14 protein-coding genes are annotated in these 21,273 nt (G+C 62.1%); 4 read left to right on the forward strand and 10 right to left on the reverse strand.

All coding sequences use genetic code 11. The features are described 5' to 3' along the window. The 5 genes from HMPREF0178_RS00545 to HMPREF0178_RS00565 all read right to left on the reverse strand — a co-directional run. On the reverse strand, positions 1 to 302 hold a 302-nt coding region (locus tag HMPREF0178_RS00545), incomplete at its 3' end, for a single-stranded DNA-binding protein (RefSeq protein WP_009367954.1). Positions 303 to 325: 23 nt separating this feature from the next. Continuing rightward, positions 326 to 670 carry a hypothetical protein gene (locus HMPREF0178_RS00550; RefSeq protein ID WP_005027411.1) on the reverse strand — a complete coding sequence of 115 codons (345 nt, stop codon included), beginning with the start codon at positions 668 to 670 and terminating at the stop codon, positions 326 to 328. A 1-nt stretch (position 671) separates the two neighbouring features. After that, positions 672 to 1,322, reverse strand: a complete 651-nt coding sequence (locus HMPREF0178_RS00555) for a hypothetical protein (RefSeq protein WP_005027409.1) — start codon at positions 1,320 to 1,322, stop codon at positions 672 to 674. A 72-nt stretch (positions 1,323 to 1,394) separates the two neighbouring features. Next, on the reverse strand, positions 1,395 to 3,644 hold the full coding sequence (locus tag HMPREF0178_RS00560) for an acetyl-CoA carboxylase carboxyl transferase subunit alpha/beta (RefSeq protein WP_009367955.1): 2,250 nt from the start codon (positions 3,642 to 3,644) through the stop codon (positions 1,395 to 1,397). Positions 3,645 to 3,662: 18 nt separating this feature from the next. Continuing rightward, positions 3,663 to 5,078, reverse strand: coding sequence for a biotin carboxylase N-terminal domain-containing protein (locus HMPREF0178_RS00565; RefSeq protein ID WP_029434949.1), 1,416 nt, complete (start codon positions 5,076 to 5,078; stop codon positions 3,663 to 3,665). Between the two features lie 414 nt (positions 5,079 to 5,492). Here HMPREF0178_RS00565 and HMPREF0178_RS00570 point away from each other — a divergent pair, with 414 nt between their 5' ends. Continuing rightward, positions 5,493 to 6,464 (forward strand): hypothetical protein, encoded by a 972-nt coding sequence (locus HMPREF0178_RS00570; protein ID WP_009367957.1) that lies wholly within the window; start codon positions 5,493 to 5,495, stop codon positions 6,462 to 6,464. A gap of 262 nt (positions 6,465 to 6,726) precedes the next feature. Here HMPREF0178_RS00570 and typA read toward each other — a convergent pair whose 3' ends face one another. Next, complete coding sequence (typA, locus tag HMPREF0178_RS00575) at positions 6,727 to 8,577, reverse strand: translational GTPase TypA (protein WP_005027401.1); 1,851 nt, start codon at positions 8,575 to 8,577, stop codon at positions 6,727 to 6,729. A 291-nt stretch (positions 8,578 to 8,868) separates the two neighbouring features. Between typA and HMPREF0178_RS00580 the strand changes: the two genes are divergently transcribed. Next, positions 8,869 to 9,336: a CYTH domain-containing protein gene (locus HMPREF0178_RS00580; protein WP_009367959.1), complete on the forward strand. Its 468-nt coding sequence runs from the start codon at positions 8,869 to 8,871 to the stop codon at positions 9,334 to 9,336. A gap of 157 nt (positions 9,337 to 9,493) precedes the next feature. On the opposite strand, the gene HMPREF0178_RS00585 is transcribed toward HMPREF0178_RS00580, so the two are convergent. The 4 genes from HMPREF0178_RS00585 to HMPREF0178_RS00600 all read right to left on the reverse strand — a co-directional run bounded on the left by HMPREF0178_RS00585 (position 9,494) and on the right by HMPREF0178_RS00600 (position 15,616). Next, on the reverse strand, positions 9,494 to 11,344 hold the full coding sequence (locus HMPREF0178_RS00585; protein ID WP_009367960.1) for a sigma-54-dependent Fis family transcriptional regulator: 1,851 nt from the start codon (positions 11,342 to 11,344) through the stop codon (positions 9,494 to 9,496). Positions 11,345 to 11,358: 14 nt separating this feature from the next. Next, positions 11,359 to 14,889, reverse strand: coding sequence for a transporter substrate-binding domain-containing protein (locus tag HMPREF0178_RS00590; protein ID WP_009367961.1), 3,531 nt, complete (start codon positions 14,887 to 14,889; stop codon positions 11,359 to 11,361). Between the two features lie 138 nt (positions 14,890 to 15,027). Then, positions 15,028 to 15,252 (reverse strand): hypothetical protein, encoded by a 225-nt coding sequence (locus HMPREF0178_RS00595; protein WP_005027391.1) that lies wholly within the window; start codon positions 15,250 to 15,252, stop codon positions 15,028 to 15,030. 73 nt (positions 15,253 to 15,325) lie between these two features. Beyond that, a complete protein-coding gene (locus tag HMPREF0178_RS00600) occupies positions 15,326 to 15,616 on the reverse strand; it encodes a cysteine-rich small domain-containing protein (protein WP_009367962.1) in 291 nt (96 codons plus the stop codon). Positions 15,617 to 15,919: 303 nt separating this feature from the next. On the opposite strand from HMPREF0178_RS00600, the gene HMPREF0178_RS00605 reads away from it, so the two are divergent. Together HMPREF0178_RS00605 and HMPREF0178_RS00610 are read left to right on the forward strand one after the other, a co-directional pair. Further along, entirely contained in the window at positions 15,920 to 18,646 is a 2,727-nt protein-coding gene (locus HMPREF0178_RS00605) for a molybdopterin-dependent aldehyde oxidoreductase (protein WP_005027384.1), read from the forward strand. Between the two features lie 132 nt (positions 18,647 to 18,778). Beyond that, positions 18,779 to 21,142 (forward strand): pyridine nucleotide-disulfide oxidoreductase/dicluster-binding protein, encoded by a 2,364-nt coding sequence (locus tag HMPREF0178_RS00610; RefSeq protein ID WP_009367963.1) that lies wholly within the window; start codon positions 18,779 to 18,781, stop codon positions 21,140 to 21,142. Positions 21,143 to 21,273: the final 131 nt, after the last annotated feature.

The following is a 21,273-nucleotide window of genomic DNA, read 5'->3' on the forward strand; positions in this document are numbered from 1 at the left end:
CGCTGGGCCTTGATTTCGGTGGTGTAGCGGTCCTGCCCCTGCTGATCCTGCCATTTGCGGGTCTGAAGGCTGCCTTCCACAAACACGAGGCTGCCCTTGGTCAGGTACTGGGAGCAGTTCTCCGCCGCTTTCTGGAACACCACGACGCGGTGCCACTCGGCACGGTCCACACGGTTGCCGTCGCGGTCCGTGTAGGATTCGTCCGTGGCGATGTTGAGCGTGCAGACGGGGCTGCCGCTCTGGGAATAGCGCAGTTCGGGATCGCGGCCGAGCCTGCCGATGATCATAACCTTATTCAGCATAGTAACTCCTTGCAGGACGCCCTCTAGGGCTTGGGCGCCCGTTCGTTCAATGTGGCAAGTTCCTCTTCCAGCGTTTCGCTCAACTCGTTGGCCTTGCGCGGTTCCCACTGGAAAAGCGCTTCCTCCAGATCCTTTTTGACGGCGGCGGCGCGCCCGATGCCTTCCCGAAGGCCCTCGGCGACGGCTTGGGGCCAGTCTTCAAAGGAAAGGCCGTTTTCCAGCGCCGTCACCAGTTCCAGCACGCCGCGTTTCTCGTCCGGGTACTGGGGGCGGGGCCATGCCAAGGCCGTCAGAGCGGGCCATGCCCGGACGACGTCCTCTTCGCGGTACGTCCATGCGCTGACGCGGATCTGGAGGAGTTTGCCCATGTTATTCCTGCTCCTGCCATTCGGTCTGGACTTTCAGCACGACCTCTTCGATCTGCTGGAGCTGATCCGGGGGGCAGACGCCGATCAGCGGGCTTCCCGCGTCCACGTTTTCATTGTGCTCGAAGTACACCGTATAGATGAGCCCGTCCGGGCCGGTGTAGTACAGCGGCATTTCCCGCTTCATCCGGGAAACGATGAAGAGTTCCATGCCTTCGTAGACGGAGACGGAACGGCAGCCCGACACCTTGATCTTGGTGTCGATCTGGGGAACGAAATAATACTTGGCCCGCTCGGGAGCCACAAAAAGGTTGAGCGCCTGCTTGAGCAGGATGCGCAGCACCTCGTCCTTGGACAGAAAATGGCGGATGGTGGCGAGCGGGGTGCCCGCCTGCACGTATGTCCCTTCCAGTTCGCTATGGATGGCGCAGACTTCGCCCTTCTGGACCGCGTTGAGCGGCTTCGGGTTGCGTTCGCGCGTGATGGTGGCGATGAGCGTTCCGGGCCGTTCCTTCCATGTGCCGTTCGGGCCGATGACCTTGTCTCCCAGCTTGAGCGAACCGAAGGTCACCACGCCGGTATGCGGAGCGACGATTTCCTGTTCCTCAAAAGGGGAAGCCTTGATTTCTTCGAGAAGGCTTGTGACATCTAACATGCTGTTGACTCTCTTCTTGCAAAGGGGAAAGGCGGGGGACCGGGAATCCCCGGCCCCGAAGCCCCACGGCGGTTAACGGTAGTAAAGGTTGCGGCCGCCCATCGTCAGCAGGACCTGCTTCAGATTGGCACGCGCCTCACGGCGATCCCATACACCCTGAATGTGTCCCCGCGCCAGTGCCTTATACGCGCTGTGGTAGTGGGGTTCGATGTCTATGCCCGTGGTTTCCTTGATGACGCCGCGTCCGGCGAACCCGAGGTTCGAGGAACGCATGGCGTACTGGTAGGGCGAGCAGCCGAGGAAGCTCGCCACCGGCCCGGCGTAGGAATTGGTGTCGTACAGGACCGTATACAGGCCCCCGGCATTGATGTAGCGGCGCACCGCCACCGTGCAGCGGGGCATCTGGATGACGCCGTGCGTGCCTTCCTGAATGCGGATGCCCGCCGTGCCGTGCACGTAGGCGAGAAGCGGGTAACGCTTCTTCATGGCCAGTTCCGCGGCTTCCACAAACTTGGTGCCTTCGGCGGAACCGACGGAGCCGCCGCGGAACGTGCCCGCGAACAGGGCGACGATCATCTTGGTGCCGTCCAGTTTGGCTTCGAAGGTGATGCAGCCGCTCTTGAGCTTGGTACGTTCCCGCGCTTCGGCAAGGCGCGCACTGAAACCCTCGAACTGCAAGGGGTTGGTGGCTTCCACTTCGCCGTTGAATTCGCGGACGGAATCCTCGTCGAACACGTTCTTGACGAACCACTGGTATTCCATCGGGAAGTGGTGGCCGCACCACGTGCAGACGCCCGCGAATTCGCCGTACAGATCCGGAGACCACAGGTCGAGGCAGCCATGCGTGCCGGCATTCGGGCAGGTGATGGCGCGGTCTTCCTTGGCGCGGGGGCTGATGTACGTCCATTTGCCCTTGCGGGATTCGCTTTCCTCGTCCCAGTCGGAAAGCGTGGTCAGGTTGCGCACGGTTTCCGGTTCGATGGAAGGGCGCTGATCTCGCGGGATGCGGCAGAAGGGCGCGGTCAGGCGGCGCTTCAGCAGGTGCATCTCGGACGTCATTTCGTCCATCAGATAGGCGAACTTGCGCTGATGCTTGGTGATGAGCGCATATTTGATGCGGGCGGAGATGTTGCCCCACGACTCGCGCATGCTGTTGCGCATCTTGTTGAGGAAGGGGCGGCGGTCGATGTAGGCCCCGCGCGACAGGCGGAGGAATTTTTTCTGGCGGCGCAGGACAAGGCGTTCGCGGGCTCCCTGGCTGAGGTGCCAGCGGATATACATCTCGTCGAGGTTGATGTCGTCGCGGCTCATGCGGCGGAGCAGCGCGCCGCGGAACATGCCCGAGCGCACGGACAGGACGGTCTCGTCGGTGGCCCGGATGATTTCCTGCCGCAGGGTGCGGAAGAAGTCGTAATGGTACGGGCGCGCGCCGAGGCTGGGTTCCTGAATGACCCTGTCGATGTAGCCGAACTGGAGGTTGTCCTCGGCTGTGATGTGCAGCTGGGTGGCGCAGCGCTCAATGAGCTCGGGCGTGGCGCGCTGGCCGGGCTTCAGGCGGCCTTCGATGGCAGCAGCGCCTTCGGGGGAAATGACCGAGTAGTAGCCGTGCGAGAGCATGAGGCGGCGGTCCGCCAGCGAAATGGCTTCGGCGCCGCCGGAACCGCCTTCGGAGAACACGGCGACCATAGGCACGGTGAGCCCGGCCATTTCATAGAGGTTTTTCGCAATCTGCTGCGCCGCGCCGGGCGTGTCCTCGATGGGGAAGGAGCCGGGCGTGAAGACATAGGTATGGATCGGGATGCCTTCGGTTTCCGCGACCTTCATATACTGGAGGGCTTTGGAGTTGCCCCACGGCTTGACGGAGCCGCCGTTGCGGAATTCCTCGCCGTGGCCTTTTTCCTGGCCGATGACCATGATGAGCTGGTTGTAGGTCTTCTTGCCGCGGCGGCGGGTGATGGTGGCGCGGGCGATGAGCATACTCGGATCGATGCTGTGCTCTTCCTGTCCGCCGATTTCCGTGAAGTTGTCGTACACGTTTTCAAGGATGTCACGCAGGCAGATACGCTGCGGGTGGCGGACGATGCGCACCTTGTCCATGGGCTGGATCTTCGTTTCCAGCTTGCGCTCCATGAACGTGAACAGTTCTTCCAGCGTGGTGAGCTCCGCGTCCGGATCGGACTGGATGCCTTCCGTGGCGCGGCGGAAGAATTCGTTCAGGCGGTTGTGCAGCAGCTCGATGTCTTCCGGGTGCTTGCCGTCAAAGATATCCCGGATATAATTGAGGCGTTCGCTCAGATGATGTGCTCTTTTTTCGATATCCATGCTGTATCCAGTAATCCGCTAGAAGCGGAGAATGCGGCCTGTATTGGCCCGGAGGAAGTTGACGTTGGACTTCAGTTCGCCGGACTGGTTCTCACCCTGCAGGGTCAGCTCGTCGAGGAACTGCATACCCCGTTCCTTGGCCTGTTCGAGGTTTTCGCCCCAGATGATGGCAAGCGCGAGGTTCGGGTCGAATTCCGTGGGGATTTCGTACGACTCGTCCGTGGGCACGTGCGTGTGCATCTTGAGCCAGGGATGGCTCGGCCAGCCGAAGGCGTCGATACGGCCGACCCACGGCGTGAAGCGGTTGTCGGGATCTTCGGCGATGAGGCGGTATTCGATGCCCACGCCTTCAAAGGTGATGTCTTCCTGCGTATAGCCGAGGGGTTCGCCAAGGCCGATGCGGATCTGCTCGGCGATGATGTCGACGTCGCCCTGTCCCTTGACCTTGGAAATACGGGCGGAGACGCCGTTTTCCACCTGAATGCGGGTGTTCACTTCCATGAGGAAGGGGCTGCCGTCCTTGGTGACGATCCATTCCCACGTGCCCACGTTGTCGTAACCGACCTTGCGGGCCAGCGCGAGGGAGTGGCGGGTGATGTCTTCCAGCAGCTTGTCCGCGTCGAAATCGTATTCGATGGACGAGGAGTCGAAGCCGGGTGCGACTTCGATACGCTTCTGGAGGCCGGTGGACTGGATCGAGCAGTTGCGGGTGCCGAAGTGGACCGGGTTTTTGCCACTCCGGTCGGAGACGATCTGCACTTCAAGGTGGTTGAAGCCGCAGATGCGCTGTTCGATGAGCACGCCTTCGTCCTTGAACTGGCGGAGCGCGTAGTTGCGGATACGCCGGTACACGGAGCGGAACTGATCGATGTCGTACACTTCCTCAATGCCCATGCCGCCGCCGCCCGCGGAAGCCTTGACGAGGACCAGCGGGCGGGTGATGCCCTGCTGGAGCTGGAAGTCGTAAAGGCTCCTGGCGATTTTTTCGGCTTCCATTTCGTCGTAAATGGGGCGGTCGGAACCGGGAACCGTGGGCACACCGAGGCTGCGGGCAAGGCGTTTGGTATTGATTTTATCGCCGAGCTCCCGGATGACCCGCCATGAGGGGCCGATGAAGATCAGCTTGCGTTCTCTGGTAGTGACCCGGCGGGCGAAGCGGAAATCTTCCGCGAAGAAGCCGTAACCGGGGTGAATGGCCGTGGCGCCGGCGTCGTCGGCGACGGACAGGATTTCGTTGGCGTCGTGATAGGAGGACACCTGATAGAGGGATTTTTCCCCACCAAGTTCTTTGGCGATGCGTACGTGACCGGAATGGATGTCCTCGGCCGTATGCACGCAAACGAATTCCAGGCCCAGTTTACGGCAGGCCTGAACGATGCGCACGGCGATTTCTCCTCGGTTGGCTACGAGGACTTTATGTTCTGTTTTCTCCACCGTTGTACCTCATGCATGATTTGTAGGCTTCGGAGCGGCGCGCTGCCCGTCGTCGGGCGACTGGCCCGGTATGGATTTTCTCCTGCTCCGTTCCCAGCTTGCAGATGCGGAGAGCTCCTGCGGGTCTGACAGTATCGCCTAAATCAGGGCCGTTAGCAATCGCTCTGCTAGGGGATTCAAGATTTTTTCGGAAAATGGAAGCCTTTTTGCATGGGCTAGCTTCCGGTTTCGAATGACTATTTCCGGAATACGCCCTTAGATGCGTAAAAAAAGTGTACGAACAGGGTTTACTTTTGGTATTGGTGACCCCATGTTGATGCCTGAATCGTTGCGCGTGCCTTCGACGGGCGTTCCGTTTGCCAGCGGGATGCGGCGGAGGGCGCTTCACTTTCTGCCCTGTAATGAGGAAATGGCATGGAATCGATGTCTGTATTGGAGCGTTTGTCCGAACTGTTGCCCGCCTTGCCGCCGGGCCTCATCGAAGCATGGGGCCAGCTTGTGCTGTTCGCCGTGCCGGTATGCTTATATCTCGCGGCTGTCGTTTTGCCTTTTGTGGTGCTCTACGGACTGATCCGCGCCCATTTCGGCAGGAGGAGCCTGCTGGAGCGCTGTTCCCGCCAGCAGGCGCGGTTCGCCAATTTTCTGAACTGGCTTTTCCTTGTGTGCTTCGTGGGCCTCGGGCTGTCCAAGGTCGTCCCCTACGAGACGTTCCCCCCGCTGTATCAGGCGGGCCTGTACCTTTCGGCGGGCCTTCTGGTTGGGGGCACCATCATCTGGACCGTCGTGGTGGCGGCGTGGAAGCCGCTGCGCGGCTGGCCCGTGCTGCACGGTTTCCTCGCGTTTCTGACCGGAAGCAGCCTCGCCTGCCTCCCCATCATCGGGCTTATTCTGGGCCGCGTGGCCTTGCAGGGCACGGAGCTGCCGCAAGAGAACGACCTTCAGACGCTGATCGATCTTTTGCTGCCTTCCGCCAGCGATCCTTTCTGGCTGTACTTCGGGCTGATCCACTTCCTTGAGGTCGCCTCCGCAGGGGCTCTGGGGCTGTTCTGGCTTCTCGTCCGGCGGAAGATCGACGATTTCGGGCGCGACTACTACGTCTTCGCGGCCAACTGGTGCGGCGAGTGGGCCGCGTGGGGCGGCTGGTTCTCTCTGATTATGGCGGGGGTGCTGTGCTTCATGCTGCAAACGCAGGATCTGCTGACGCTTGAAAATCAGGGGGCGCTCCTGTTCGTCGCCGCGTTGTTTGCGGCGCTGCTCATCCCTTCCGTCATCTGGACCGTCATCGCCCGGAGCGCAACGCCGATGCGCCATAAGATCGGCATGATCTTCTCTCTCCTGCTCCTGATCGTCGCCATCGCCAACAGCGGCGTCCTCGTACTGCTGTAGCGGGCCGGGAAGAGCCTTTTACTGTTCCCCGCAAGAGGCCCCGTCCGTCTTCTCCCATCGACTCGCAGATCATCCACTTACGAGAATGAGAAAGCCCGTGCGGAACAGACCAGCACGGGCTTTCTTGCCTGTTACGGCAATACATTTGAACAGGGATTCGATAAACGCGAAAGTCTTTGGAGAGGAAGGGGGAGAGGTTTGGAGAGGGGGAAGGGGAACCTTTCTGGAGAAAGGTTCCCTTCCCCCTCTCCAATTTTAAGCTTTATTTCCCAGGGCTGGCGATCTTTTTCTTGCCGGCGGACTGGTAGCGCTTGAGCGCGTTCAGCTCGGCCTTGCGCAGACGGATGGAGTGGGGGGTCACTTCGACCAGCTCGTCTTCACGGACGAAATGCAGGGCGTGCTCCAGCGTCATGGGGCGGACGGGCGTCAGGACAACGGCTTCGTCCTTGCCGGATGCGCGCATGTTGGTGAGCTTCTTTTCCTTGGTGGGGTTCACGTCGATGTCGTTGTCGCGGTTGTGCTCGCCGACGATCATGCCTTCGTAGACGGGATCGCCCGGCACCACGAAAAGCTGGCCGCGCGGCTCAAGGTTGAAGAGCGCGTAGGCGACGGCATTCCCGGCGCGGTCGGACACGATGGAGCCCGTGAAGCGGCTCGGAAAATCGCCGCGATGGGGCTCGTAGCCCTCAAGCAGGGAGTTCATGATGCCCGTGCCCTTGGTGTCGGTGAGGAACTCGTCGCGGTAGCCGATGAGCCCGCGGGACGGGACCGAGAATTCCAGACGGACGCGGCCCGTGCCGTTGTTCACGCAGTTGACCATGCGGCCCTTGCGCTGCGCGATCTTGTCGGTCACGACGCCCATGAAGTTTTCGTCGCAATCGACGTAAAGCTGCTCGATGGGCTCAAGGAGCTGCCCGTTCTCGTCCCGCTTGAAGATGACTTCGGGGCGGCCCACGCAGAGCTCAAAGTCTTCGCGGCGCATGGTTTCGATGAGGATGGCCATCTGGAACTCGCCGCGGCCCTTGACGATAAAGCTGTCCTTCTCGTCGGGCTCCTCAATCTTGATGGCCACGTTGATGAGGGCTTCCTTGAGCAGGCGGTCGCGGATCTTGCGGGACTGGACGTTCTTGCCTTCGCGCCCGGCGAGAGGCGACGTGTTGATGGTGAAGCGCATGGCCACAGTGGGCTCGTCCACGCGGAGGCGCGGAAGCACGCGGATGTTTTCTTTGGTACAGATGGTGTCGCCGATGGCTACATCGTCCATGCCCGCGATGATGACGATGTCGCCGGGCATGGCTTCCGTGATGTCGACGAGGCGCAGGCCCTCGTAGGCTTGCAGGCGGGTCACGCGCAGGGGCACGGGGACGCCCGCTTCATTGACGCAGACCATCGCCTCGTTGGAGCGTACCGTGCCGTGCAGGCTGCGGCCCACGGCGAGGCGGCCGAGGTATTCGGAGTAGTCGAGGTCCGAAACCAGCATCTGGAAAGGCTCCTCGGGATCGTAGGACGGGCCGGGGACCACTTCAAGGATGGTTTCGAAGAGGGGGGAGAGGTCCACGCGGGGGGCGTCCAGTTCGCGCATGGCCACGGCGTCGCGGCCGATGGCGTAGAGCACCGGAAATTCAAGCTGTTCTTCCGTGGCGTCGAGATCGATGAACAGGTCGTAGACTTCGTTCAGCACTTCCTGCGCGCGGGCGTCCTTACGGTCGATCTTGTTGACGACCACGATGATCTTGAGGCCGCGTTCCAGCGCCTTGCGGAGCACGAAACGGGTCTGGGGCAGGGGGCCTTCCGCCGCGTCGACCAGCAGGATGGCGCCGTCGGCCATGGACAGGGCGCGCTCGACCTCACCGCCGAAGTCGGCGTGGCCGGGGGTGTCGATGATGTTGATTTTCACGCCGTTCCAGCTCACGGCACAGTTCTTGGCGGAGATGGTGATGCCGCGTTCCCGTTCCAGATCCATGCTGTCCATGACACGGTCATCGACCTGCTGGTCGCTTCGGAAAATCCCGCTCTGGCGGAAGAGTGCGTCCACGAGCGTGGTCTTGCCGTGGTCAACGTGAGCAATGATGGCGATATTACGAAGCTTTTCGTTACGAACGAGATCTTTCAAGAAAGTATCCTCATGGAGATTGGCCGGACGAGACCGGAAGGGCAGGCCGGAAAAAGGGGCGCGTCAACAATGACGGAATCGGTATCTGTACACCGTTTCGCCTTGTTACGCAAGCGGCTGTCAAAACGCATTCCCAAACGGAAAGGGAGGCGGGATGTTCCCCTGCACCCGGATCCCGGAAAACGTCCCGCATACGGAAGGCGTTTCCGGTGGAAAACGCCGCGCCTGTACGCCGGGGCCGAAACGCGGTAGAGGGGAAGCATACGGCATCGGGCCGTATGGGAGGATGACATGAACGTGGAAATCGAGCGAAAATTTCTTGTCAAAAGCGAGGCATGGCGCGGGCTCGCCGAAGGCGTGCGGTTCCGGCAGGGCTACTTGCAGACGCACCCGTGCACGGTCCGCGTGCGTACGGAAGGAGAACGCGGCGTTTTGACCATCAAAGGGCAGACACGGGGCTTTTCCCGCGAGGAGTTCGAGTACGAGATCCCGCGCGGGGATGCCGACAGGATGCTCGACACGCTGGCGCTGCCATCCCTCATCGACAAGATCCGCTATAAAATCCCCTATCAGGGCTTCGTCTGGGAAGTCGACGAGTTCCTCGGGGACAACGCGGGGCTTGTCGTCGCTGAAATCGAACTTACCGACGAGGGGCAAGCCTTTGAGCGGCCCGAATGGATCGGGGAAGAGGTGACGGGCGACCGCCGGTATGCCAATTCCGCACTGTCGAGCCGCCCGTTTTGCATGTGGCAGGGCTGATTCCCTGACACCATGCGGAAGCTTTGGGGCAGGGGGGCTTTCCGGGGAAAAGCTTTTCCTTTTGTTCCCCAAACCCACCGGACGGATCGGGTCAGTCCCCTTTCCCAAAGGCTTTCGCGTTGGTGGAATCCCAGAGCGCGGCGTTTCCTGAACCGGGCTATTTGCCCTCTTCGTCCTCCAGATCGAACTGCTTGATCTTGCGGAACAGGGTGCGGCGGTCGATGCCGAGGATATCCGCCGTTTCCGCCCGCTTCCAGTCGTTGCGGCGGAGCGTTTCGAGCAGGTATTCCCGCTCGAAGCGGTCCAGCGCCGAGGCCAGCGGTTCCTGCGGCAGGGCCTGGCGGTGTTCGGCCTCGCCGGTGCCTGTCTGCCCCCCGGCGGGAAGCTGTCCAGAGCCGACCTGCAATGTGCCGAGCTGGACCTTGCCGAGCGTCAGATAACGGTACAGCGTATTGTGCAGCTCGCGGATGTTGCCCGGCCAGTCGTACTGCATGAACGCCTGCATGACCTCGCCGTTGAGGGCGGGGAGATCCCCGACGCGGGGATAGGCGTTGAGGAAGTACTCGATGAGCAGAGGGATGTCCTCCTTGCGCTGGCGCAGGGGGGGCAGATGGATCGGGATGACGTGGATGCGGTAGAAGAAATCCTCGCGCATCTGCCCCGAGGCGACCCGTTCGGCCAGATTGCGGTTGGTGGCGGCGATGATGCGGAAGTTGGGCTTGTGCAGGTCGGAGCCGCCGACCGGGGTGAAGCCCTGCCCTTCGATGGCGCGGAGGAGCTTGGTCTGGGCGGAAAGGCTCAATTCCCCAAGCTCGTCGAGGAAGAGGGTTCCGCCGTCGGCCCGGTCGAGGCAGCCCTTGCGGTCGGCCAGCGCGCCCGTGAACGCTCCTTTCTTGTAGCCGAAAAACTCGCTTTCAAAGAGGTTTTCGGGGATGGCCCCGCAGTTCACCGCAATGAACGGCTTGTCGCAGCGGGCGCTGCATTCGTGCACGGCACGGGCGGCCAGCTCCTTGCCCGTCCCGGATTCTCCGAACACGACCACGCAGTCCTCCGTGGCCCCGGCGCGGGCGATGAGCTCAAACACCTCGCGCATGGGCGGCGAATCTCCGACGATGTTGTTGAAGCAGCGGGCCTTGAGGCGCTCGCGGAGCTCTTCGTTTTCCCTGCGGATGCCGAGCTCGTTCTTTTGTTTTTCCGTAATGTCGTTGACGAGCCCTTCAATGGTAATGAGCGTGCCCGAGGCGTCGAACGCGCCCGAGGACTGCTCCCACACCCACTTTTCCTCGCCCCATGCCGTGATGATGCGGTAGACGAGTTCCCAGCGGCGGTGCTCCTTGAGGGCCGCTGCGATGGCGCTGCGGATGGTTTCGCGGTCTTCTTCGTGGGCGATGTCCAAAAGGCCGAGGCGTTCCTCGCCCATGAACCTGTCCGGCGCGTATCCCGTCAGGCCAAGGACGCCGTCGCTGACGAAGCTGACCGCGCGGCGGGCGTCGGGGATGCCTCCGATGACGGTTTCCCGGTAGGCGAGGCCGGGCAGGTTGTCGAGCAGGGCCAGCAGCTGGCGGCGGTGCTCGTCCAGCTCCTTGCCGATTTCGGCGTTGTGGCGTTTGAGCTGTTCGCGCATCTGCTTGTTCATGATGTGCGTACGCACGCGTGCCAGCACCTCGGCGTCATGGAACGGCTTGGTGATGTAGTCGACGCCGCCGACTTCGAACCCCCGCGTTTTTTGGCTGGGATCGTCCACGTAGGAAATGAAGACCACGGGGATGTCGCACAGCCGGGGATCCCGCTTGATATGCTCGCAGACGGCATAGCCGTCCATGTCCGGCATCATGACGTCGAGCAGTACCAGATCAGGGATCTGTTTGCCCATGTATTCCAGTGCTTTTGTCCCGCTTTTGGCGACGCCGAGCCGGTATTCCCGGTTCAGCTTGCTGACGAGTATCCGCAGGTTGGTGGGATCATCGTCCACGACGAGGACAAGGGGCTTTTCGTATTCCGTTTCCATAAGCAGAGGCTCCATCACAGCGTATCCGGGGGAAGCAGCGCCAGCGCTTCGTCATAATCGTAGAAATCGATCGCCTGCTGTAGTTTTTCCATCAGAGCAGATGGAAGGAAAGCCGTCAACGGCATGAGCGCCTCCGCGATCCGCTCGGGATCGGCAAGGGCCAGCATCTCCTTGAAATGTTGCAGCTGCGCTTTTTGATCTTCATTCAGCGTTCCGGCCTGTACGGGCTGGGGCGGGGCTTCCTGCGGCTGCGGTGTTTCAGGGAGGGCTTCCAGTACGGATGTCTGCACGGTGGCGAAGGCCTCCTCCAGCGCGCCGAGCAGCGGGGAGAAGGTCTGCGCCAGCGCCGCCGTTTCGACGGCGGCGTTCCCCGATTGCCTGATGAACTGCTTGAGCGCGAGCTCCAGCGCGTGGGCGTCCTGCTGCACGGCGATGGCCCCTACGTTGGCGGATGCGCCTTTCAGGTTGTGGGCCTCGCGGATGAGCCATTCCCACGCCGGGCGGCACAGCGCCTGCTCGGGCATGGCGGGATCGAGGTACAGCCCCTTGCGCAGGGCGGGCAGGGCTTCGGAGGTGTTGCGCACATAGCCCCGCAGGATTTTCTGGTACGTCTCCGGCGAAACGTTGAGGCGTTCGATGGCTCCGGCGTCGAGGCAAGGGGGCAGGGCCGTGTTGTTGAGTACGATGGGGGCGGAAAGTGCCGCGGATTCCGATCTGTGCGTGGCCTGTTCGGGCTTGCGCGGCAGGATTTTGTTCGGAAGCAGCGCCCGCAGCGTGCCGAACAGGGCTGCGCGGCTGAGGGGCTTCGAAAGGTACCGGGCGATCCCGGCGGAAAGCGCCCGCATCTTGTCCTCGTGCATGGCGTGGGCCGTGATCGCGACGATGGGCAACCCTTCAAGCTCGGGCATGGTGCGGATGATCCGGGTGGCCTCGTAGCCGTCCATGACCGGCATCTGGACGTCCATCAGGACGAGATCGAAGCGTTCGCCCCGCTGTGCGCCGACCCTGAGCGCGTCGAGGGCCTGTTTGCCGTTGCTGACGATGGTGAGCTGGACGCCCGTGTCTTCGAAGAGCGCTTCCATGATTTCCTGGTTGGTGGGGTTGTCTTCCGCCACCAGGATGCGGACGTCATGGAACAGCGGCGTTTCCATCGGCGAGGGCTGGGGATGCAGCCGCCCGGAGTAGGCCACGAGGCAGGGCTCGTTGAGCGAGACGATGGACTCGTGCAGCCCGCGCAGGGTCACGAGGGACAGGATGGCGACCTGCCCGTCGTGCTGGGCGGCGTCCCGGTTGGATACGGAAAGGATCTGTTCGCCCGCGTGCTCGTCCATGAGGATGGCGGGGATGGTGCGCCCGAAGGCCGTGCGCAGCGCGCGCAGGGCATACAGCGTGTTGGGCTCCGAGAGCTTGCGGTCGAGGAACAGGAGGTCCGGCTGCTTCTTGGGCAGATCCTGAGCCTTGCGCACGGCTTCCTCCGTGTTTGTGGCCGTAAGCGCATCAATGCCGAGGGCCGAGAAGTGGCGGCAAAGGATTTCCGTCTGGAGCGGCGAGGCGCTGAGGACGAGCGCGTGGATGGGCTGGGCCGGTGGGGGCGGCAACTGCGCGGTCGCTCCAGAGTCGGGCTGGGTGCACAGCGGGATGGAGAACGCGAAGGTGCTGCCGACGTTGGGTTCGGATTCCACCCAGATTTCGCCGTGCATCATTTCGACGAGCTGGCGGCAGATGCACAGGCCGAGGCCGGTCCCGCCGTGGCGGCGCGTGGTGGAGGCGTCAACCTGCCGGAACGGCTGGAAGAGCTGGCCGAGGAACTCGGGCGCGATCCCGACGCCCGTGTCGCGCACGAAGCAGATGATCTGCACACGCCGCTGTTCCGGGCAGGTGTCGGAAGGCAGCGGTTCGGCATGGCCCTGCTTGAGCGTCACGCAGATCTGCCCGCCGGGGCCGGTGAATTTCACCGCGTTGGTCACGAGGTTCATAATGATCTGCTGGAGGCGCCCGGCGTCGCCGATCAGCGCGATCTGCATGTTCGGGTCCATGTCCACGACGAGCTCAATGCCGCCCGCGTGGGCGTTGTGCAGGGCCACGGTGCAGACGTGGTGCACCACGTCGTCCAGCATGAACGGGGCCTGCTCAAGCTCAAGGTGCCCGGCTTCGATCTTCGACACGTCGAGCAGGTCGTTGATGATTTCAAGAAGCGCCCGCGAAGACTGGAGGATGGCCCGGAGGTAGCGGTGCGGCGGGGTCTTTTCCTTGAGCAGGGCGAGTTCGGCGAACGCCATGATGCCGTGCAGGGGCGTGCGTATTTCGTGGCTGATGTTGGCGAGGAACTGGCTTTTCGCCGTGGTGGCGGCGTCGGCGGCTTCCTTGGCGAGCTGGAGCTCGGCGTTGATGGCCTGCAGGTCGCGCGTGCGTTCGTTGACGCGGTGTTCCAGTTCCACGTTGGACTGCTCCAGCATGGCCCGGCTTTCCCGGAGCTCCTTTTCGGCTCGGTCGTATTTGGCCAGCTCCTGATTGAGCTGGGCCGTCCTGCGCGAGACTTGCCGCTTGAGGGAGAAGTTCCAGTAAAGGACAAAGGCAAACACCGTGAACAGGACTTCCGCCGCGAAGAGCATCATCCAGATGGTCTGCTTGGAGAACGCCTTCTTCTCGTAGGGCTGGAGCCACTTCTGGGCAATGATCCTGCGCTCTTCCGGCGTGATCTTGCTGAGTGCCTTGTTGATGATGCTGTGAAGCTCGGGCCAGTCCTTGCGGATGCCGAAGGCGTGCCCGTAAGGTGCGTCGATGGAGCCGGCGACGCGGAGGTTGCGGATGCCGCTGTTGTTGATTTTTTCCGTGATGTTGAACTGGTAGTCGATCATGGCGTCGACTTCGCCGAAGGCGACTTTCTGCAGCCCTTCCAGCGTGTTTTTGACGGGCACGGGCATTATCTCAGGGTGCAGCTCCTCAAGGAAGTCGTGCCATGAATACCGGTTGACCACCGCGACCCGTTTCCCGGCCAAGTCCTTGATGCCGTCTATGCTCGGCTCCGTTTCGTCCGTGGCGGCCCCTCGGGTCACGCTCTCGCCCTTGGTGGGCTGCCGGGTCACGATGATACCGGGCAGCACGATATAGGAGGGCGTGAACAACATATACTGGGAGCGGTGCTGCGTTTCGGCGGCGGCGATGTACATGTCCACCTTGTGGGACGTGGCCATGTCGGTCGTGTTGGTCCAGTCGGAGGGGGGCGCGATGCGGAAGGAGATCCCCGTCATCTTGTGGAGGATGCGGAGGTAGTCCGGGCCTATGCCGGTATAGCGGCCTTCGGCGTCGAATTTTTCAAGAGGGTAGAAGTCGGGATCGACGCCGACCCGGACCGTATGGTTCTTGCTGAGCCACAGGCGTTCCTGCGGCGTGAGCTCGTCGGAAATGGATGCCTGCCGTTCCATGACGGCATCCACGGGATCGACGTTCCGTTCGAACAGGTTGTCCTGCATGGCTTTCAGGACGAGAAAAACCTGCGTCGCCACGAGAAACACGCCGAAAAGAAGGACTGTCAGCAGACGCACGCGAACCTCATACAACTCGGAGCGGGTGAGGGAGAATCAGCGGGCGGGGAGACGCCCGCCGTTCCTCCAAAAAAGAGACAAGCCCGGAACGTCCCACGTCGGTGTATCCCGGGCTTCTGGATCATGCGGGAATCCGGATCAGTTCTTGCCGAGGCCGGAAAGGTACTCATGGGCGGCGGTCAGCACGTTCGGCATGAGTATTTCCCCGGCTTTGGGGTTGCATTGGGCCATGGCGATGCACGCGGCCAGATTGTCCCGGACGCGTTCCGCCATGTGGCGGGCCTGCGTCTGGGGCGTCAGGGTTTCCATATGGGCTTCAACCTTGGCGAGGGCTTCTTGGGCCTGTTCGAGCTTGTTGGGCATGAGAGATCATCCTTACGCAAAAGTGTTTCAGAAAGGCGACTATAACGCAGGCCTTGCTGCTTTTCAAATAAGATCATTCCGTGGGCTGTCGAGGCCCCTTTTCCTTCCCTTCCGCCGCGCGTTCGCGTATCGCCGCGGAAAGCTTTTGGATAATGCGATCATAGTTGTCGGGCTGATGCGGGACGCGGCAGAGGGTGCAATCCTTTATGCCGTTCGCGTTCCAGCGGGGCGTACCGATGCATTCCGGCAGGAAATAGAGGGGGCAATAACAGAAAAGACAGTTGAATGTCTCAGGATCCGCGTTGGGATGGCACGGAAAGTAGGCGCAGGACGTGTTCCTGAAAAAGCGCGAGCTGTTCTTCATGGCTGTTTCCTTAAACAGTACCAGTGTTTTTCGGGTGACCGCATTGACAGAATGCAGGGCTTCTTATATGCACAAATAAACATATCCGCTCTTCCAAGCAGGGCGGGATAGGTGCACGTCATCGGGAACCGTTTTTGTACGGAACCGTGCCTCAAGGGTGCGGAGTATCGGCTTCCGAATGTATTCATCAAGGCAGGCTACAGGGGAACCGGCGAAAAGGGAACAGTCTCTTTCGCCCGGGTATCCAGAAACCCTCCGGTTGGGCCCGTCTGGCGGGCTGGCCGTGGAATCAAGGAGTGGCACATGATTTCCAAGACTCTCATTGTGAATGGCATGACGAAAACGCTGCTGGTGAATCCGGAAGATTCGCTGGCCGACGTGTTGCGCGGACAGCTTCTGCTGACCAGCGTGAAGGTCGGATGCGGCACGGGTCAGTGCGGTGCCTGTAATGTGATTCTGGACGGCAAGCTGGTACGTACCTGTACGCTGAAAATGAAACGCGTTGAAGACGGGGCCGCCGTCACCACCCTTGAAGGTATCGGCACGCCCGAGCATATGCACCCGCTGCAGCTTTCGTGGATGTTCCACGGCGGCGCACAGTGCGGCTTCTGTACGCCCGGCTTCATCGTGTCCGCCAAATGCCTGCTCGACAACAACCCGGCCCCGACCCGCAACGACGTGCGCGACTGGTTCCAGAGCCACCGCAACGCCTGCCGCTGCACGGGCTACAAGCCGCTGGTCGATGCCGTCATGGACGCCGCCGCCGTCATGCGCGGCGAGAAATCCGTCAAGGACATCGAATATAAGGAACCCGTGGACGGCCGCACGTGGGGTTCCCGCCGTCCGCGTCCCAACGCCGTCGCCAAGGTGACCGGCACGCACGACTTCGGTGCGGATACCGCTCTCAAGATGCCTCCGGACACGCTGCATCTGGCGCTGGCTCAGGCCAAGGTTTCCCACGCCAACATCAAGGGCATCGACACCTCCGAAGCCGAAGCCATGCCCGGCGTGTACCGCGTGCTGACCCACAAGGACGTCAAGGGCAAGAACCGCATTACCGGCCTCATCACCTTCCCGACCAACAAGGGTGACGGCTGGGATCGTCCCATCCTGAACGATACCAAAATCTTCCAGTACGGCGACGCCCTCGCCATCGTGTGCGCCGACTCCGAAGCGCACGCCCGCGCCGCCGCCGACAAGGTCAAATTCGATCTCGAGCTGCTGCCCGAATACCTGAACGCCCCGGACGCGATGGCTCCCGACGCCATCGAAATCCACCCCGGCACCCCGAACACCTACTTCGAGCAGAAGGAAGTGAAGGGGCAGGAAACCGCTCCCTTCTTCGCCGACGCCAATAACGTGGTGGCGGAAGGCAGCTACTACACGCAGCGCCAGCCCCACCTGCCCATCGAGCCGGACGTGGGGTACGGCTACATGAACGAAGAAGGCAAGCTGGTCATCCATTCGAAATCCATCGGCCTGCACTTACACGGCCTGATGATCGCACCCGGTCTGGGGCTTGATTTCGGCAACGACATGGTCATGGTGCAGTGCAACGCGGGCGGTACCTTCGGCTACAAGTTCAGCCCGACCATGGAAGCGCTCATCGGCGTGGCCGTGCTCGCCACCGGCCGTCCCTGCCACCTGCGCTACAACTACGAACAGCAGCAGCAATACACCGGCAAGCGTTCGCCGTTCTTCACGACCGTCCGCTACGCCGCCGACAAGGCCACCGGCAAGATCAAGGCCATGGAAGCCGACTGGATCGTCGACCACGGCCCGTATTCGGAATTCGGCGACCTGCTGACCCTGCGCGGTGCCCAGTACATCGGCGCTGGCTACGGCATCGAAAACATCCGCGGCCTCGGCAAAACGGTCTGCACGAACCACGGTTGGGGTGCGGCGTTCCGTGGCTACGGCGCTCCGGAAAGCGAATTCGCCTCCGAAGTGCTCATTGACGAACTGGCCGAAAAGCTCGGCATGGACCCGCTGGAACTGCGCGCGGTCAACTGCTACAAGCCCGGCGACACCAATCCTTCCGGTCAGGCCCCCGAAGTGTTCAGCCTGCCGGACATGATCGACATCATGCGTCCCAAGTTCAAGGCGGCGAAGGAAAAGGCCGCGGCGAACTCCACCGACACCGTGAAGCGCGGCGTGGGCGTGGCCATCGGCATCTACGGTTGCGGTCTGGACGGTCCGGACTCGGCGGAAAGCTGGGCGCAGTACAATGAAGACGGCACGGTCACCATCGGCGTGTGCTGGGGAGATCACGGTCAGGGCGCCGACGCCGGCGCGCTCGGCACTGCCCACGAGGCCCTGCGTCCCCTGAATATTGCCGCCGACAAGATCCGCCTTGTCATGAACGACACCTCCAAGGCCCCCGTGGGCGGCCCGGCTGGCGGTTCCCGTTCGCAGCTCGTGGTGGGCAACGCCATCCGCGTGGCCTGTGAAACCCTGATCGAGGCCATGAAAAAGCCCGGCGGCGGTTTCTATACCTATGACGAAATGAAGGCCGAAGGCCGCGAGGTCCGCCAGTACGGCAAGTGGACCACCCCGTGTACGTCCCCGGACGAAAACGGGCAGGGCGAACCCTTCTGCTGCTACATGTACGGCCTGTTCATGGCCGAAGTGGCCGTGGACATCACGACCGGCAAGACCGCGGTGGAAAAGCTGACCATGATCGCCGACATCGGCAAGGTGAACAACCGCCTCGTGACGGACGGCCAGCTGTACGGCGGTCTGGCGCAGGGCATCGGCCTCGCCCTGACCGAGGACTATGAGGATATCAAGAAGCACTCCACGCTCATTGGCGCTGGTCTGCCCTATATCAAGGACGTCCCGGACGACATCGAGCTGATCTACCTCGAAAACTCCCGCAAGGACGGCCCGTTCGGCGCATCCGGCGTGGGCGAGCTTCCGCTCACCGCTCCACATGCCGCCATCATCAACGCCATCTATCAGGCTTGCGGCGCCCGCGTGAGGCATCTGCCCGCACGGCCTGAGAAGGTGCTGGCCGCTCTGAAGAAGTAATCGATAGTGAGACGTGACATGTCCGGCCTTCCAAAGAGGGCCGGGCGTTAAAGCCCTCCCGGTTCTTGTGTAGCGAGATGCGTTATGCGGGCCGGGAGGGCCGTTTGGTTTTGACGGTTTTCGGGAGGCGTTATGGAACAGGCGGATCTGCGGAGCTGGGAACGGCAGTGTACACAGGATGATATGCCCAAATGCCGGGCGGCCTGCCCGCTGCAGATGGATGTGAGGCCGTTTCTCGAACGGATGGCGCACGGGGATGTGCCCGGAGCCCGCAAGGTGCTGGAGCGGCATCTGCCTCTGCCCGGCGTTCTGGGGCAGATTTGCGAACACCCGTGCGAAACGGCCTGTGTCCGGCAGGAGCTTGGCGGGCCGCTCGCTGTTGGCGCGCTGGAACGGGTCTGTGTGTCGCAGTGCGCTCAGCAGACGCGGAACCTGCCGCGTCCCCCAAAAAGCAAAAAGGTCGCGGTGATCGGTGACGGCATGGCGGGGCTGGTCGCGGCGTGGGATCTTTCCCGAAAGGCATATCCCGTGGATTTGTTTTATGCGGGCGGACGTCCTGCGGAAGGTTTGGTTGCCGCATTCCCCGTACTGACGCCGGAAGCGCTGGACGGCGAACTCGAAGCCATGCGGAAGAGCGGTGTGACGCTGATCCGCCGAGATCCTGACCAAGCCCTATTTCAGGAAGTAGAAGGCTATGACGCCGTTTTTGTGGATGTTTCCTGTGCCCCGGGCTTGGCCCCGGCCTCACGGGATGCCGTGGATTCCGTGACGCTGAATGTGGCGGGTGGGCCGGAACATGTCTGTTTCGGCGGCTGGCCGTCACCGGATGGGACGGGCACCCCTGTCGCATGGGCGGCGGAAGGCCGCCGTGCCGCCATGACGCTTGAACGTTCCATGACCGGCGTTTCCCTGACGGCATCGCGCGAGAATGAAGGCGCGAGCGCGACCCGGCTGCATACTCCGCTCGACGGGCTGGCTCCGCTGCAGCGGCTGGAACCGGAACGTCCCGGCGAGGGTTATTCGCTTGAAGAGGCCAAAACCGAAGCCGGAAGATGTTTGCAGTGCGAATGCCTCATTTGCGTGCGCGAGTGCCTGTACATGCAGAAATACAAGGGCTACCCGCGCGTCTACGCCCGCCAGATGTACAACAACGCCGCGATCGTGAAGGGGCACCATCAGGCCAACACGATGATCAACAGCTGTACGCTGTGCGGTCAGTGCGAGGTCTTGTGTCCGGAAGGCTTTTCGATGGCGGATCTGTGCCTGTCGTTCCGTGAGGATATGGTCCGGCGCGGCATGATGCCCCCTTCGGCGCACGAATTTGCGCTGGAGGATATGGCCGCCGCCAACGGCCCGGAGTGCGCGTTGTCCTTCGCCGGATCGGGAGCGGACGGGAAGGCGGCGGAACGGTGCGGACAGGTGTTTTTTCCCGGCTGCCAGCTTGCGGGCGCACGGGGAGAACAGGTTTTGGCCGTGTACGAGACGTTGCGTAAAGATCTCGGCAGCGTCGGCCTGTTGTTGCAGTGCTGCGGCGTTCCCGCGCAGTGGGCCGGAGAGGAAAAACTGTTTGCGGAAACCGTGGAGGCGCTCAAGTCCACATGGGAATCGCTCGGGCGTCCTCGCGTGATCGCCGCTTGCGCCTCATGCTGCAAGACGCTGCGTGAAGCCTTGCCTGAAGTGTCCGTGGTGTCGCTTTGGGAAGTGCTCGATACGGAATGCCCTTCCCTGTCCTTCCGTGAGGAAGCCTGTTGCGGCGGCGTCCCCACGTTGAGCATCCATGACCCCTGTTCCGCCCGTCACGATGAGGCGTGGTTGCGGTCGGTGCGGAGCCTCCTTTCCAAGCGGGGCGTCCCGTTCGAGGAGCCGCGTTTGTCCGGCGAAACGACGCCCTGTTGCGGGTACGGAGGGCTGACATGGGATGCCAATCCGCAGCTTGCTTCGGCTATCGCGGCGGATCGGGCCGGCCAGCTTGAACACGACGCCGTTACATCCTGCATTATGTGCCGGGAACGTCTTGTCGCGGAAGGCAAACCTTCCCTGCATATGCTCGATCTGCTGTATCCCGGTGAATCCCTTCATGCGGCGGCGACCGCAAAAGGAAGCGGGCTTTCGGCACGGCGCGCGGGGCGTGCCGCGCTGCGGACCGAGGTGCTCCGGCGATATGCCGGGGAAAGCGTAGCGGAAACGGCCGATGACGGCATTCCTGTCCGTATTGCGCCGGATGTCTTGGAAAAGATGGAAGAGCGCCATATCCTGCGGGAGGACGCCGTGCGTGTCGTGCGCCATGCCGAGGCCTCCGGCGACACGTTCCTGAATCGGGACAACGGGCACTTCCTTGCGTCCTTGCGCCCTGTGCGGGTGACGTTCTGGGTGGAATACAGCGTTGAGGACGGCGTGTGTGTCGTCCATGACGCCTACTGTCACCGGATGGAAGTGCCCGACACATCGACCCCAAAAGGCCGTTACGAGGCTGTCCGCAACCCGTTCCACCTTTAGGGAATGCCGCCGAAGGGACATGGGAGGCTGCCGCCCCCAACCCCGTTGAGGTGGAATGGGTTTTCGGACCTCGTATGAGTGGGATGCCATTTATAATGGGCTCAGTGATAATCTGCTATGTGCGAAAGCAG

This window comes from Bilophila sp. 4_1_30 (assembly GCF_000224655.1).
GTDB classification, from domain to species: Bacteria; Desulfobacterota; Desulfovibrionia; order Desulfovibrionales; family Desulfovibrionaceae; genus Bilophila; species Bilophila wadsworthia.